Raw genomic sequence first — 13,439 nt, forward strand, 5'->3', positions numbered from 1 at the left:
GTGAGTCCTCTTCGCACCCCGGAGAATCAAGCGGGTGAACCAGCGTGCGGCCGTCGTCCAAGGCGTGGGCGGGGCTGTGCCCGCACGCCGTGTCCCCAACAGCGAACTCGCCGAGCGCCTGGACACCACCGACGACTGGATCCGCACCCGGCTCGGCATCGGCGCGCGGCACGTCACCCGGGACAGCTCGACCGTCGACCTGGCCACCGAGGCCGGGGCCCGGGCCCTGGAGATGGCCGGCTTCGGCCCGCTGGACGTCGTGGTGCTGGCCACCACCACCCCGGACCGGCTCTGCCCGGCCTCCGCGCCGGAGGTGACGGCCCGCCTGGGCTACACCGGCATCGCGGCGTTCGACGTCAACGCCGTCTGCGCCGGCTTCGTGCACGCGCTGGCCACCGGCAACGCCCTGATCCGCGGCCAGATGGCGGACCGGGTGCTGGTGCTCGGCGCGGACGTGTTCACCACCCTGGTGGACCCCGGCGACCGGCTCACCGCCTCGATCTTCGGCGACGGCGCCGGGGCGCTGGTGCTGCGGGCCGGCCACGCCGACGAGCCCGGCGCGCTCCGGTCCTTCGACCTCGGCAGCGACGGCACCCAGGTGGCGACGGTCGAGGTGCCCGGCGGCGGCGCGCGCGACCGCCTCGGCCTTCCGGTCGCCAACCACGACCCCTACCTGGTGATGGACGGCCCGGCGGTGTTCGAGCGCGCGGTGCGGGAGATGACCGGCTCGTCGCGCCGGGTGCTGGACCGCGCCGGCTGGGAGGCGGCCTCGGTGGACCGGTTCGCGCCGCACCAGGCCAACATCCGGATCATCCATGGCGTGGCGCGGGAGCTGGGGATCGCGGCCGACCGCGTGGTCACCAACCTGGAGCACGTGGGGAACACGGTCGCGGCCTCGATCCCGCTGGCGCTGGCCGACGCGCACGACGCGGGACGGCTCGCGGTGGGCCAGCGGGTGCTGGTGACGTCGATCGGGGCCGGGCTGGCGTGGGGCTCGGCGGTGTTCACGTGGCCGGAGCTGGATGGCAAGGCCCGGTTGTAGGGGGACGGAGTCAGAGCCCTGCGCGTCTCAGAGCCCTGCGCGCAGCGCCGCCATCCGCTGCTCGAACGGGACGACGTCCTCGAACTCGTCCCGCGGCTTGCGGACCGCGGCCGGAGCCCCGGCCATCAGCCCCGCGAGCTCCGCCCCGGCCCGGTCGACCCGCTCGTTCAGGCCCTCGCCGCCCGCCGACGCCCAGTCCTCCGACGCCGCGAACACCGCGGTCGGGACCACGAACGCCCGCAGGTAGGCGAACATCGGGCGCAGCGAGTGGTCCAGCGCCAGCGAGTGGCGGGCGGTGCCGCCGGTCGCGGCTATCAGCGTCGGCTTGCCGGTGAGGGCGTCCTTGTCCAGCACGTCGAAGAACGACTTGAACAGACCGCTGTAGCTGGCCGTGTAGATCGGACTGACCGCGATCAGGCCGTCGGCGGCCTCCACCGCGTCCAGCGCCGCGCGCAGCTTCGCCCCCGGGAACCCGGCGACCATCGCGCCGGCGATGTCCAGCGCCAGGTCGCGCAGCTCCAGCACCTCGACCTCGACCGCGCGCCCGGCCACGCGGGCGCGCGTGGCATCGGCCAGACGGTCGGCCAGGATCCGCGCGGTCGACGGCTGGCCGAGGCCGGCGCTGACGACCACCAGGCGCAGGGCGTCGGGACCGTCGGCCGCGGTGCGCTGCGGCGTGCCGCCGAAAGCGGGCAGGCCGGCCTCGGCGCCGAAGACCGAGTCGATGAACAGTTCGCCGGGGCCGTCGTACTCGGGGTCGCCGAAGACGTTGCGGTCGAGGGCGGACTGGTCGAAGCCGGAGCGGTCGAGGGCGGAGCGGTCGAGGGCGGGCCGGTCGAGGGCGTCGAAGCCGGCTGCCTCCAGTCCGTTCAGCGCGGACCTGTTCAGCGTGGACCCGTTCATTGCGGACCCGTTCGGCAGCGGTCCCGGGCCCGACGTGAAGTCCGTCGTCCCGGCGGCCGGCTGCTCCTCGCTCAGCCGCGTGTGGAACCACGCGCTGCCGCCGGTCATGCCGCCGCCCGACCCGGCCGCCGGGTTCTCGTCCCGGTAGCGGGCCTCCGCCGCCTCGTAAGCACTCACGGTGCGATGGCCTCCTTCGTGTCGAACTGAGCCAGCCGTTCATCATCCCGCGTCGAGCCGTCCGCCGCTGAGCCGTCCGCCGCCGAGCCGGTCCTTGCCGACCCGCTCCCGCCGGCCTTCGCGACCAGCGCGGCGTGCGTCGGGGCGTCCGGCACCTCGGCCGGCCGGCCGATCGCGAACTCCTTGCGCAGCACCGGCACGACCTCCTCGCCGAGCAGATCGATCTGCTCCAGCACGCTCTTGAGCGGCAGCCCGGCGTGGTCCAGCAGGAACAGCTGGCGCTGGTAGTCGCCGACGTAGTCGCGGGCCGCCAGAGTGCGCTCGATCACCTGCTCGGGCGAACCCACGGTCAGCGGCGTCTCGGCCATGAACTCCTCCAGCGAGGGGCCGTGGCCGTACACCGGGGCGTTGTCGAAGTACGGCCGGAACTCCCGCACCGCGTCCTGCGAGTTCCGCCGCATGAACACCTGTCCGCCGAGCCCCACGATCGCCTGCTGCTCGGTGCCGTGACCGTAGTGCGCGAAGCGCCTCCGGTACAGCGCCACCATCCGCTGCGTGTGCTCCTTCGGCCAGAAGATGTGGTTGTGGAAGAAACCGTCGCCGTAATAAGCGGCCTGCTCAGCGATCTCGGGGGACCGGATCGAGCCGTGCCAGACGAACGGCGCCACACCGTCCATCGGCCGCGGAGTAGCGGTGAAGCCCTGCAGCGGAGTCCGGAACCGACCACTCCAGTCGACGACATCCTCCTCCCACAGCCGGCGCAGCAACGCATAGTTCTCCAGCGCCAGATCGATGCCGTCCCGGATGTCCTTCCCGAACCACGGATAAACCGGCCCGGTGTTGCCCCGCCCCATGATGAGGTCCACCCGGCCATCAGCCAGATGCTGAAGCATCGCGTAATCCTCAGCGATCTTCACCGGATCATTGGTGGTGATCAGCGTGGTGGCGGTACTCAACAACAGCCGCGACGTCCGAGCGGCGATCCACCCCAACATCGTGGTCGGCGACGACGGCACGAACGGCGGATTGTGATGCTCCCCGGTCGCGAAGACGTCCAACCCGGCCTGCTCGGCATGCTCAGCGATGGCCACCATGGCCTTGATGCGCTCACGTTCGGTCGCCGCCACACCCGTAGCGGGGTCGGGCGTCACGTCTCCCACGGTGAAGACGCCGAACTGCATCTGGCTCACTGCACCCTCCTCAAGTTGAAAGTTGAACAAACCCTTCAACCGCGTGCCGAATGATCATATTCCCCGGCGCACCCCGATCCCGGGCGTCGCGACTGTCTCGTTCGCCACATTGGGGTGGGGAGCGGGGCGCTCGGGGACGGCGCTGAGCATGGCTCGGGAACGCGTAGAAACTCGTAGAAGCTCCCTTTCGGCCGCTGCGCCCCGGCTGCAAGCTGGTAGGAACGGACACTCCGTTCGCGACGATTGCCGGAGGAGCATCATGTCGTTCACGTTCTTGGCGCAGATTCCGAACACGCCCGATGACGGGTCACCGACCGTGTGGCGGGACGATGAGTCGGGGGATCTGATCGTGCAGGGCTACGTGGGTTCGGAGGAGGACTACTGGATGGCGGACGCTGCCGGATCCACTCCGGGCCACCACCACGGCCCGGACACCATCCCCGGCCACGAGGCGATCGTGCGGGTTCCCGCGTCGATCATCCCGGCCCTGCGGGAGGCGCTGACGTGACCTTGATCCGGGACGCGCTGGCGCAGGCCACGCGCACGGCCTTCCATCTGGAGCACAGGGACGCCTACGCCCTGTCCGACGTCCACCGGGCCTCCTACGAGGCCTACACACAGCGCGGCGAAGTGGACACGTCGTTCATGGGCGGCTGGGCGGCTGTGGTCCGCGAGGCGGCGGCCCGGGGTGTGGAGTTCCGGCGGCTCCGGATCATCTCCGAGCCGGTCAGCGACTACATCCGGTGGGAGCATGCGCTGACGGCTGTGAACATCGAGGCCGGCGAACAGGTGCGGTGGCTGAGCCGTCGTGCGAGCCCGCCGGTGGCCGTGGTGCCGTTCGACTGCTGGATCATCGACTCCGGCGTCGTTCTGGTGAACCACTTTGCCGGAGACGGTACGTGGCCGGAGCCGGGCGTGGAGCGTCGGACTGATCCGGAGCTGGTGAAGGTCACGGTCGAGTCGTTCGACGCAGCGTGGATGTTGGCCGTCCCGCACGGCGACTACATCCCCGAGTAGGTCCTCGTTGCCCGCGTCGCCCTACTCCTCTGTCCAGCAGGCCCGTGAGCGCATCGCGGCCCGTCTCGTGGAGGTGATGAAGGACGCGGGCATCCGGACCGGCAGGGAGCTCGCCCGTCGGCTGGGTTGGCAGGAATCGAAGGTTTCCCGGATCGTCAACGCCGTGACGCCGCCGAGTGAGGACGACGTACGGGCATGGTGCGCCGCCTGCGATGTCCCTGGGGAGGTTCCAGGCTTGATCGCCGCGCTACAGATAGCGGAGGGTGCGTATGTCGAGTGGCGACGGCTTGAGCGCGCCGGGCTCCGCGCCGCGCAGGAGAAGGTGCTACCGGTCTATGAGCGGACCGCACGGTTCCGTGCCTACAGCCCTTCCCTGATCTCCGGGCTGCTCCAGACACGCGAGTACTGCGCTGCGGTGCTCCGTGCAGTTCAGGTTCGCCGGAGGCTCTCCGACGACGTGGAAGAAGCAGTACAGGTGCGCATGGAGCGTCAACGAATCCTGTCCGACCCAACCAAGACGTTCTCATTCATCCTGGAGGAACAGGTACTCAACTCCCGGGTAGCCGACAACGACGTGATGGCGGCTCAACTCCAGCACCTTCTGACGATTCTCGCGACGCACCCAAATGTCAGCCTGCGCGTCATCCCCTCCGGGTCGCGCCGTCAGCGGTGGGCCGCGGAGGGATTCTGGATCTACGGGACCGAGCAAGTGACGGTGGAACTGATCGGCGCATACCTCACGGTGACCCAGCCCAGTGAGATCGTCCTGTACGAACAGGCGTTCAGCGAGCTGGGCGCGTTGACCGTGACCGGAACGGGTGTCCGCTCACTGATCGCGGCCGCAGCCCACGCCCTCGGTTGATATTGGCGTAGAAACCCGTGGAAGGCTGTGGAGAGCTCGGCGGTGACTCCGCACAGTAGGGGACATGACCCTAGACGCCGCGGCCGCGATCGGCGACGCTGACCAGCAGGAAACCATGCGGGGGCAGGCCGAATGCCACCTCGGTGTTCGGTTCACTTGGGACGTGACCGGCGGGCATCACCACCCCCGCTACACGTACGCCTGTGTGCAGGACATCGAGAGGGCCGTGGCAGCGGCGGTCCGGGCGGCGGAGAATGCGCCGCTCAAGGCCATCACTCTCACCGGCGTGGATGTGTCCCCGTCATCAGGGCGGTTCCATTCGTGGGAGCCGCTGATGATCGAGTACTCCGAGGATCGCTCGTCCGGATGGTTGTCCGGGGCGTGCTCATGACCCCGGCCGCCGCCCCCGCCCCACCCGCCACGGCAAATACCCCACCCCCAGCCCGATCGCGCACCCCAGCAGTGTGTCCAGCACCCGCTCCCGCAGCACCGCCCACGACATGTCCTGGCCGAGCTCGTTCAGCATCGTGATCAGGGGTGTCATCACCGCCGCGTACGCCGTGTAGTTCGCGGCCTTCAGCCACGGGCGTACCGCGCCGATCGCGCCTATCAACGCGACCATGCCCCAGGTCGGCAGTACTCCCAGCAGCAGGCCGCCGATCAGTACGCCGATCGTGGTGCCGAGTCCGCGTTCGGCTGCTCGCATCGGTGCGGCGGCCTCGTCGCGCAGCACCACCAGTGACACGGTCAGTGCGATCCAGTACGTGTGTTCCCCGGGCCGGAAGTGCGCCACTACCTCGGCCACCGCCATCGCCGACCCCAGTCGGACCGGGAATTGCCAGCCCGGCCATGTGCGGAGTCCGGCTCGCCAGGTCGCCACGTTGCGTCGGAACGGCCACGCGAGTCCCGGCGGTCCCTCCAGGCCGGTGCGCCAAAGGGGTGACAATGCGCGGCTGGCGGCGTAGCTGCCCAGGGTCAGCACCGCGGTGGTCAGCATGCCCAGTGCGATGAACAGGAGGATGTGGCCCGGGGTGTCCGGGCCGGTGCCGAGGTGGGCGCCGATCACTGTGAACACCGTCGCGTTGGCGGCGATCCGTGCCTCCAGTGTTCCCATGCCGCCGAGCAGTGCGGCGGTGGACGCTACCGCCACGATCCACACTCCGGCCCAGGCTGCGGACGCGCCGATCACCGCGCCGAGCCACACCGTCAGGGCGCCAGCCGTTGCCGAGGCGGCGATGTCGGTCAGGCGGGCTCGCCAGCCGCCTTCGTGGCCGGCCGCGCTGAGCAGGAGGGCGCCCATCGTGGCGGTCAGGCCGTCGGCGAGGTGGTGGGTGAGCGCGCCCACGGCGACCGGCAGCGCCAGTGCCACGCCGGACAGCACCAGCCGGGTGACGTCGATCTCGATCCGCTGGAAGCGCAGCAAGCGGCCCGCATGCTCCCTCACCTCCGCCATTGGACGACGCGCCGCCCTGCCTCGCAACCACCGGCTGCCCCGACGCCGCGCCGACCCGCCTCGCAACCACCAACACCCCCCCGCGTTCACACCGCCCCCACCCCCACCCCACCCCCACCAGCTACACTCACGCCGACCGGACAAAGATCCGATGAATCCAAGGAGCATCGCCATGCGGGTCGCCATCCACACCCGCCTGAAGCCCGAGGGCGTAGCAGGCTACGAACAGGCGCACGACCACATCCCGCCCGCGATCCCGGAGCTGCTCCGGGCCGGCGGCTGCACCGGCTGGACCATCTGGCGCAACGGCGTCGACCTGTTCCACCTCGTCGAGTGCGAGGACTGGGAGGCGCTCACCGCGTTCCTGGCCGACCAGGAGGCGGACCACGCCTGGCAGGCCCAGGTCGGCGTCTTCCGGGACTTCACCCTGCTCGGCGGCGACACTCCGCTGCCGGTGATCTTCGAGCTGCCGGCGGCGGGGGCCTGACCGATGCGGATCATCGACGCGCACCACCACCTGTGGGATCTCGGTGTCCGCGACCAGGCCTGGACCGTCGGGCTGCCGGCCCTGCGCCGCAGCTTCCACCTCGCGGACCTCGAACCGCTGGTCGCCGCCGCCGGGGTCGCCGCCACCGTCCTGGTGCAGACCATCCATGCGGCCGAGGAGACGCCGGAGATGCTGGCGCTCGCCGAGACATCCGATCTGATCGCCGGGGTGGTGGGCTGGACCGATATCGCCGCGCCCGACTTCGCCGACCGTCTCGCCGCGCTGCGGGCCGGGCCCGGCGGCCGGTGGCTGGTCGGGCTCCGGCATCAGGTGCAGGATCTGCCGGACGGTGGCTGGCTCACCGCTCCCGCCACGCTGCGCGGCCTGCGTCACCTGGCGGCCGCCGGGCTCGCCTTCGACCTGATCGTGCGTGCCGACCAGCTCCCGGCCTGCGCCGCGGCGGCCCGGGCGGTGCCGGAGCTGCGCTTCGTCCTGGACCACCTCGGCAAGCCGGCGATCGCCGCCGGCGAGCTGTCCCCCTGGGCGGACGACGTGCGGACCCTGGCGGCGTCGCCCAACGTCGCCTGCAAGCTGTCCGGCATGGTCACCGAGGCCGACCTCGACCGGTGGACCGTCGCGGAACTGCGTCCCTACGCCGACGTCGTGCTGGAGGCCTTCGGTCCGGAGCGGGTGATGTTCGGCAGCGACTGGCCGGTGAGCAACCTGGCGGCGGACTACGCCCGTGTGCTGGAGGCCGCGCGGGAACTCACGGCCCACTTCACAGCCTCCGAACGCCAGTCCATATTTGAGGGAACCGCGACAGGGGTCTACGACATCCAATAGCGTGTCACATCCGTCGACCACGGGGGGTTCGTTGATCGAGGAAGCAGAGCTCGCCGAGCCGCGGGCCGAGGCCGGGATCGTCGTCGAGGACGTGACCCGGAGCTTCGGCGAGGTCTGGGCCGTCCGCGGCATGAGCCTGGTCGTGCCCTACGGCCGGGTCACCGCGCTGGTCGGTCCGAACGGCGCCGGCAAGACCACTCTCATGCTGATGCTGGCCACCCTCCTGGCCCCGACCGCCGGCCGCATCCGCATCGCCGGCGTCGACCCGGCGGCCGACCCGGTCGCGGTCCGCCGGGTCACCGGCTGGATGCCCGACACGCTGGGGATGTACGACCAGCTCAAGGTCCACGAGTACCTCGCGTTCTTCGCCGACGCGCACCGGCTCTCCAAGGCCGAGCGGGCCCAGGCGGTGCCGGCGCTGCTGGCCACCGTCCGGCTGGACGAGTTCGCCCTGGCCCCGGTCCACGTGCTGTCCCGGGGCCAGAAGCAGCGCCTCGCGCTGGCCCGGGCCCTGATCCACAAGCCGCGCGTGCTCCTGCTCGACGAGCCCGCCTCCGGCCTGGACCCGCGCTCCCGGATCGAGCTGCGCGATCTGCTGCGCCGCCTGGCCGCCGACGGCGTCGCGATCCTGGTCTCCAGCCACATCCTGTCCGAGCTCGCCGAGATGGCCGACCGTGCCGTCTTCGTCTCCGCCGGCCAGGTGGTTGCCTCCCGCGAGATGTCCGATCTGGCCGCCATCGGCTCCGACCAGCGGGTGCCGTGGCGCATCCGGGCCCGGGACCCGGAGGCCCTCGAAGCCGTGCTCACCGGGCGCGGCCTGGCCGGCACCGCCTCCCCGGCCGGCTTCGAACTGCCCCCGATGACCGAGGACCAGGCCTCCGACCTGCTGGCCGAGGCGGTCGGCGCCGGAGTCCGGATCCTCGCCTTCGGCCCGACCGGCACCCCGCTGGAGTCCGCCTACCTGGCCCTGACCGAGGAGGGCCGGCGATGAGCACCTCTGTGCACGCCGTCCGCCTCGTCGCGGCCCACGAGTTCCGCATGCGCCTGCGCACCGGCCGCTGGAAGTGGCTCCTCGGCGGCTTCACCGCCGTGATGCTGGCCTTCACCTGGTTCCTGGCGACGTCGCTGAACGCGAGCCGGGACAGCTACTACAACGGCGAGACGATGGTCCACGACACCACCTCCATCGGCCCGCAGATGTTCGGCATCCTGATGCTGTTCGTCCTGGGCCTGATGCTGATCATCAGCCCGACGCTGACGTCCCAGTCGATCAACGGCGACCGCGAGCGCGGCACCCTGGCCACCCTCCAGGTGACCCTGCTGTCCCCGACCGACATCGCCATCGGCAAACTCCTGGCCGGCTGGTCGGTCGGCCTGGTCGCCCTGGCGCTGTCGGTGCCCTTCGTGCTGTTCTCCGTGGCCCAGGGCGGCGTCGGATTCCTCAGCGCGGTGGCGACGCTGACCGTGGTGGCGCTGCTGATCGGCGTGATCTGCGCGGTCGCCCAGGCGCTGTCCGCCCTGATGTCCCGCAGCATCAGCTCCGGCCTGCTGTCCTACCTGGCCACCGCGGCCCTGACCATCGGCACCCTGATCACCTACTTCCTGGCGCTGTCGGCCACGTCCGAGCAGAAGCCGATCCTCATCGGCAGCGACTACATGACCCAGGGTGTCGTCCGGCATCCGGAAGAGGTGTGGTGGCTGCTGTCCCCGAACCCGTTCGTGATCCTGGCCGACGCCGCGCCCGCGCTGCCTCCCCTGCGCGCCGACAACGGCGACGTCGTCCAGCGCTCCGACGATCCGCTGGGGAGCATCCGCCGCAGCGTGCGCGACGCCACCCTGCCCGACTCCTCGCTGCCGTGCGGCGGCACCGTCTATTCCTCCTCCGACCAGCCGATCGGCGACCGGCTGACGCCCACGATCCCGCAATGCCCGGCCCATCCCGCCGACCCGTCCCCGGTGTGGCCCTGGGGCCTCGGCTTCGACCTGCTGCTGGGCGCCTTCGCCGTGACCGTGACGATCCGCAGACTCCGCACACCGGCCACCCGCCTGGGACGTGGGGTGCGCGTCGCTTAGCCCGGGAACCGATCGTCTAGCGTGGAGCGCGTGACTGAGCGCTGGGAGACGATCGACGCGATCAACGAGGTCCGCACCGCCATGGAGGCGGCCCTCGGCTGGGAGCGCCCCGCCGTGTGGGGGCTGCTGACGCCGGACGGCGCGGTGGTCCGCACCAACGTGCGCGGGGCCTACCTGCCGGGCGTGGTGCTGGCGGACGGGGTCGGGCATCGAGGCGGCAGCAAGGCCTACCCGTTGAGCGCGGAGCAGATCAGCCGGGCCATCGCCCGGGTGGAGCCGGCGGAAGCCTGCACCGACGTCGAGCACCCGAACATCGCCGCGCTGCGTCTGATCGGCGACAGCGCGGTGGTGGCGTTCGTGTCCGAGGCCGACTACCTGGCCGATTTCGAGGACGCGCATCTCGCGGCGTTGGTCGCGGATCTGCGCCGGGGCCGCCAGGAGAACGCGGACGGGACGACCACGCTGTGGCGGCCGGTCGGGCCGGACGAACTGAGCCTGCTGCGCGACGCCGGTTTCCAGGCCTGGCCGCCGCGCCTGCCGGAGCAGCCGATCTTCTATCCGGTGCTCAACGAGGAGTACGCGACCACGATCGCCCGCGACTGGAACACGACCGCGTCCGGCACCGGATCCGTGACCCGGTTCCGGGTCGCGACGGCGACCGCGCGCCGGTACCCGACGCAGTCCGCAGGCGGGGCCGCGCACTTGGAGTTGTGGGTTCCGGCGGAGGAGCTGGACGCTTTCAACGCCGCGATCGTCGGCGAGATCGAGGTCGTGGCGGAGTATTCGGCCGACCAGCCGTCGTAGCTCAGGAAGCCGCCGGTTCCCCGACGATCCTCTCGCCGCGTGAGCGCAGAACGCAGAACTCATTTCCCGCCGGATCGGCGAGCACAGCCCACGACACGTCGCCCTGCCCCAGGTCGACGTCCGTGGCGCCCAGGCCGCGCAGCCGGTCCACCTCCGTGCCCTGATCGTCTCCGGCGTAGGGCATCACATCGAGGTGGATCCGGCCCCGGCGGAGCTCCTCCCCGTCCCGGCGTCGGAATTCCAGGTACGGCCCGACGCCCTGCCCGGACCGGAACCGTGCCAGGTCGTCGCTTACCTCGTGCAGCGTCCAGTCCATGGCCGCGTCCCAGAACTCTGCCAGCGCGCGCGGGTCCTCGCATTCGACGACCACCGCGCCGATCGGTCCGGTGTCCTGGTACAGCGACCGCGGCCCCAGCACGGAGAACACATTGCCTTCGGGATCAGCCAGCGCCACGTCTCCCGGATGCGCCCGTCCCGTGTCGACAGCCCTGGCCCCGAGCTCGGTGAGCCGCGCGACCAGCTTCTCCTGCTCTGTCGCGGACGCCGTGGCGAGCTCAAGACGCACGCGATAGTCGACAGTCTCCGGGTCCGGAACCCGCACCAGGTCGATGCAGACGGCACTCGGATCCGGCCACGTGAAGTTCTCGGGCACGAGGTTGGTCACCCCGGGCTCCTCGCTGTCGAGGCTCCACCCGAGCGCGTCGGCCCAGAACCGGCCGAGGGCCGCGTCGTCTCCGGCCTTGATGTTCACCTGAACGAGTCGTAGTGCCACGCCGCGATCCTAAAACGCCGACTTGCCGCCGCGCCTCTGGCGCGCCGCCTCGTACAGCACGACCGTCCCCGCGTTCGCGGCGTTCAGGGAGCTGGCGATCCCGCCCATGGGGATGCTCAGCACCCGGTCGCACGCGTCGCGCCACGCCGTGCTCATCCCCACCGTCTCGTTGCCGACCACGATCAGCGTCGGCGCGCAGAAGTCGTAGTCCTCGATGTCGGTGTCGCCGTCCTCGTCGGTCCCGACGATGGTCACCTGGATTCCGGCCTCGGTCGCTGCCCCAGCACCAGCCTCAGCCCCAGCCCCGGCCCCCGCCAGCCAGTCCACCACCTCCCGCTGCGACTGCGTCCGGACCGTCGGCACGCCGAACAGCGAACCCGTGCTCGCCCGCACCGCGCGCGGGTCGTACACATCCGCGGCGTGCCCGGTGACGACGACCCCGTGCGCCCCGAAGGCGTCGGCCGAGCGAATCAGGGTGCCGACGTTCCCGGGCTGCGACGGCCGGTCGAAGGCCACGCCGAGGAAGTCGGCCTTGATCGGGATCCGTGCGAGGTCGTCCGCCGGCATCTCCACCACCGCCACGATCTCCGGCGCCGCCTCCACCTCCTTCTCGCCGAGCTCGGCGATCAGCTCGCCGGGCAGCGCGACGATCTCCGCGTCCGTCACCCGCAGCAGGTCCTCGGCCCACCGGGACAGCCGCCGATCGCCGTCCACCAGCAGCTCGCGCACCGGCCAGCCCTGCTCGACCGCCAGCGTGATGGGCCGCACGCCCTGGACCACGAACAGGCCGGCCCGCTGCCGCTTCGTCCGATTGCCCAGCAGCGTCTGCCACTGTTGAAAACGTGCGTTCCGCGAACCGACCCGCTGCCATCCGTGCATCCGGCTAGGCTACCCGCGTGTCCACGCCCGAAGACCCATCGACATCGACGGACGTTCCTTCGCCCGCGTCACCCACGACTCCGCCGCCGCTGACCTTCGACGAGGCCGAGCGCATCCTGTGGGCCGACGCCGGCCCCTCCTACGAGGCCGTCTACGCCGGCCTTTGCGCCCGCACGGTTCCCGACCTCCTCGACGCGGTGGCCGCCACCACCGGCACCACCTTGCTGGACGTCGGGACCGGCACCGGCAACACCGCCCGCGCCGCGGTCGCCCGCGGTGCCCAAGTCACCGCGATCGACGCCGAGCCGACGATGCTCGACCTCGCGCGCTCCAAGGTCCCCGAGGCGGACTTCCAGCTGGCGATCGTCCCCGACCTCCCGTTCGAGCCCGGGACGTTCGACGCCGTCGTCGGCAACTTCGTGCTCAACCACTTCGGCCGGCCGCGCGAAGCCCTGGCCGCGCTGCTCGCGGTGACCAAGCCCGAGGGCCGGGTGGCGCTCACGCTGTGGCCGGGGGAGCGCTCCGCCGGGCGCGCCGTCTTCCCCCGCGCGATGGAGGCGACGCCGGGCTGGGTGCATTGGGACCTGCCGAAGCTTCCCGAAGCCGACGACTACCCGCGCACCGAGGAAGGGCTCGCCGAGCTGTTCCGCGAGGCCGGCCTGGAGAACGTGTCGACGACCGTCATCGATTGGGAGCACCACACCACCGCCGACGAGTGGTGGATCTCGGTCGGCTCCGGCGTCGCCGGCTCCGGACGGGCCTACCTGATGCAGGAGCCTGAGGTGCGTGCGGCGTTCCACCAGAACTATCTGCGGGTCGCCGCTGAGATGAGCGACGAGGACGGCACCATGCGGCTGCCCTACCGGGCTTTGCTCGCCGTCGGGACAGTCAAGAGCTGAAAGGCCGGAGCCGCACCCTTATATAAAGATAGAGGGTG

The 13,439-nt window shown here is 71.1% G+C and carries 16 protein-coding genes; 11 read left to right on the forward strand and 5 right to left on the reverse strand.

The features are described 5' to 3' along the window. Nucleotides 1-34: 34 nt before the first annotated feature. A complete protein-coding gene (locus ABD481_RS22450) occupies nucleotides 35-1,042 on the forward strand; it encodes a beta-ketoacyl-ACP synthase III (RefSeq protein WP_344667694.1) in 1,008 nt (335 codons plus the stop codon). A gap of 27 nt (nucleotides 1,043-1,069) precedes the next feature. On the opposite strand, the gene ABD481_RS22455 is transcribed toward ABD481_RS22450, so the two are convergent. Together ABD481_RS22455 and ABD481_RS22460 are read right to left on the reverse strand one after the other, a co-directional pair. Beyond that, nucleotides 1,070-1,738: an FMN reductase gene (locus ABD481_RS22455; protein ID WP_344667726.1), complete on the reverse strand. Its 669-nt coding sequence runs from the start codon at nucleotides 1,736-1,738 to the stop codon at nucleotides 1,070-1,072. Between the two features lie 380 nt (nucleotides 1,739-2,118). Further along, complete coding sequence (locus tag ABD481_RS22460) at nucleotides 2,119-3,303, reverse strand: LLM class flavin-dependent oxidoreductase (protein WP_344667727.1); 1,185 nt, start codon at nucleotides 3,301-3,303, stop codon at nucleotides 2,119-2,121. 268 nt (nucleotides 3,304-3,571) lie between these two features. Between ABD481_RS22460 and ABD481_RS22465 the strand changes: the two genes are divergently transcribed. The 4 genes from ABD481_RS22465 to ABD481_RS22480 all read left to right on the forward strand — a co-directional run bounded on the left by ABD481_RS22465 (nucleotide 3,572) and on the right by ABD481_RS22480 (nucleotide 5,582). Next, nucleotides 3,572-3,820 carry a hypothetical protein gene (locus tag ABD481_RS22465; RefSeq protein WP_344667695.1) on the forward strand — a complete coding sequence of 83 codons (249 nt, stop codon included), beginning with the start codon at nucleotides 3,572-3,574 and terminating at the stop codon, nucleotides 3,818-3,820. Then, a complete protein-coding gene (locus ABD481_RS22470) occupies nucleotides 3,817-4,329 on the forward strand; it encodes a DUF6879 family protein (RefSeq protein WP_344667696.1) in 513 nt (170 codons plus the stop codon). The genes ABD481_RS22465 and ABD481_RS22470 overlap by 4 nt, the downstream gene beginning before the upstream one ends. 67 nt (nucleotides 4,330-4,396) lie before the next feature. Further along, nucleotides 4,397-5,191 (forward strand): helix-turn-helix domain-containing protein, encoded by a 795-nt coding sequence (locus ABD481_RS22475; protein ID WP_344667728.1) that lies wholly within the window; start codon nucleotides 4,397-4,399, stop codon nucleotides 5,189-5,191. Nucleotides 5,192-5,255: 64 nt separating this feature from the next. Next, the gene (locus ABD481_RS22480; RefSeq protein ID WP_344667697.1) at nucleotides 5,256-5,582 is read left to right on the forward strand and encodes a hypothetical protein; all 327 of its coding nucleotides are present in this window, start codon (nucleotides 5,256-5,258) and stop codon (nucleotides 5,580-5,582) included. Here the strand turns inward: ABD481_RS22480 and ABD481_RS22485 are convergent. Continuing rightward, entirely contained in the window at nucleotides 5,577-6,635 is a 1,059-nt protein-coding gene (locus ABD481_RS22485) for an FUSC family protein (RefSeq protein WP_344667698.1), read from the reverse strand. The two genes, ABD481_RS22480 and ABD481_RS22485, sit on opposite strands and share 6 nt — an antisense overlap. Before the next feature lie 181 nt (nucleotides 6,636-6,816). Between ABD481_RS22485 and ABD481_RS22490 the strand changes: the two genes are divergently transcribed. The 5 genes from ABD481_RS22490 to ABD481_RS22510 all read left to right on the forward strand — a co-directional run bounded on the left by ABD481_RS22490 (nucleotide 6,817) and on the right by ABD481_RS22510 (nucleotide 10,851). Then, on the forward strand, nucleotides 6,817-7,131 hold the full coding sequence (locus ABD481_RS22490) for an L-rhamnose mutarotase (RefSeq protein ID WP_344667699.1): 315 nt from the start codon (nucleotides 6,817-6,819) through the stop codon (nucleotides 7,129-7,131). 3 nt (nucleotides 7,132-7,134) lie between these two features. Continuing rightward, nucleotides 7,135-7,974 (forward strand): amidohydrolase family protein, encoded by an 840-nt coding sequence (locus ABD481_RS22495; protein WP_344667700.1) that lies wholly within the window; start codon nucleotides 7,135-7,137, stop codon nucleotides 7,972-7,974. 31 nt (nucleotides 7,975-8,005) lie between these two features. Beyond that, complete coding sequence (locus ABD481_RS22500; protein ID WP_344667701.1) at nucleotides 8,006-8,965, forward strand: ABC transporter ATP-binding protein; 960 nt, start codon at nucleotides 8,006-8,008, stop codon at nucleotides 8,963-8,965. Then, nucleotides 8,962-10,047, forward strand: coding sequence for an ABC transporter permease (locus ABD481_RS22505; protein ID WP_344667702.1), 1,086 nt, complete (start codon nucleotides 8,962-8,964; stop codon nucleotides 10,045-10,047). The genes ABD481_RS22500 and ABD481_RS22505 overlap by 4 nt, the downstream gene beginning before the upstream one ends. A 420-nt stretch (nucleotides 10,048-10,467) precedes the next feature. Beyond that, on the forward strand, nucleotides 10,468-10,851 hold the full coding sequence (locus ABD481_RS22510) for a hypothetical protein (RefSeq protein WP_344667729.1): 384 nt from the start codon (nucleotides 10,468-10,470) through the stop codon (nucleotides 10,849-10,851). Between the two features lies 1 nt (nucleotide 10,852). On the opposite strand, the gene ABD481_RS22515 is transcribed toward ABD481_RS22510, so the two are convergent. Continuing rightward, complete coding sequence (locus tag ABD481_RS22515; RefSeq protein WP_344667703.1) at nucleotides 10,853-11,623, reverse strand: VOC family protein; 771 nt, start codon at nucleotides 11,621-11,623, stop codon at nucleotides 10,853-10,855. A 9-nt stretch (nucleotides 11,624-11,632) separates the two neighbouring features. Then, on the reverse strand, nucleotides 11,633-12,502 hold the full coding sequence (locus tag ABD481_RS22520; RefSeq protein ID WP_344667704.1) for a TrmH family RNA methyltransferase: 870 nt from the start codon (nucleotides 12,500-12,502) through the stop codon (nucleotides 11,633-11,635). Between the two features lie 17 nt (nucleotides 12,503-12,519). Here ABD481_RS22520 and ABD481_RS22525 point away from each other — a divergent pair, with 17 nt between their 5' ends. Continuing rightward, nucleotides 12,520-13,401, forward strand: a complete 882-nt coding sequence (locus tag ABD481_RS22525) for a class I SAM-dependent methyltransferase (protein ID WP_344667705.1) — start codon at nucleotides 12,520-12,522, stop codon at nucleotides 13,399-13,401. Nucleotides 13,402-13,439 lie beyond the last annotated feature (38 nt).

The organism is Catenulispora yoronensis, from assembly GCF_039531695.1.
Classification (GTDB): domain Bacteria; phylum Actinomycetota; class Actinomycetes; order Streptomycetales; family Catenulisporaceae; genus Catenulispora; species Catenulispora yoronensis.

Excerpts from the sequence above, each read along its gene's own strand:
- ABD481_RS22520 (WP_344667704.1), bottom strand. The coding sequence starts at position 12,502 with ATGCACGGATGGCAGCGGGTCGGTTCGCGGAACGCACGTTTTCAACAG.
- ABD481_RS22490 (WP_344667699.1), top strand. The coding sequence starts at position 6,817 with ATGCGGGTCGCCATCCACACCCGCCTGAAGCCCGAGGGCGTAGCAGGC.
- ABD481_RS22480 (WP_344667697.1), top strand. The coding sequence starts at position 5,256 with ATGACCCTAGACGCCGCGGCCGCGATCGGCGACGCTGACCAGCAGGAA.
- ABD481_RS22460 (WP_344667727.1), bottom strand. The coding sequence starts at position 3,303 with ATGCAGTTCGGCGTCTTCACCGTGGGAGACGTGACGCCCGACCCCGCT.
- ABD481_RS22505 (WP_344667702.1), top strand. The coding sequence starts at position 8,962 with ATGAGCACCTCTGTGCACGCCGTCCGCCTCGTCGCGGCCCACGAGTTC.
- ABD481_RS22495 (WP_344667700.1), top strand. The coding sequence starts at position 7,135 with ATGCGGATCATCGACGCGCACCACCACCTGTGGGATCTCGGTGTCCGC.
- ABD481_RS22465 (WP_344667695.1), top strand. The coding sequence starts at position 3,572 with ATGTCGTTCACGTTCTTGGCGCAGATTCCGAACACGCCCGATGACGGG.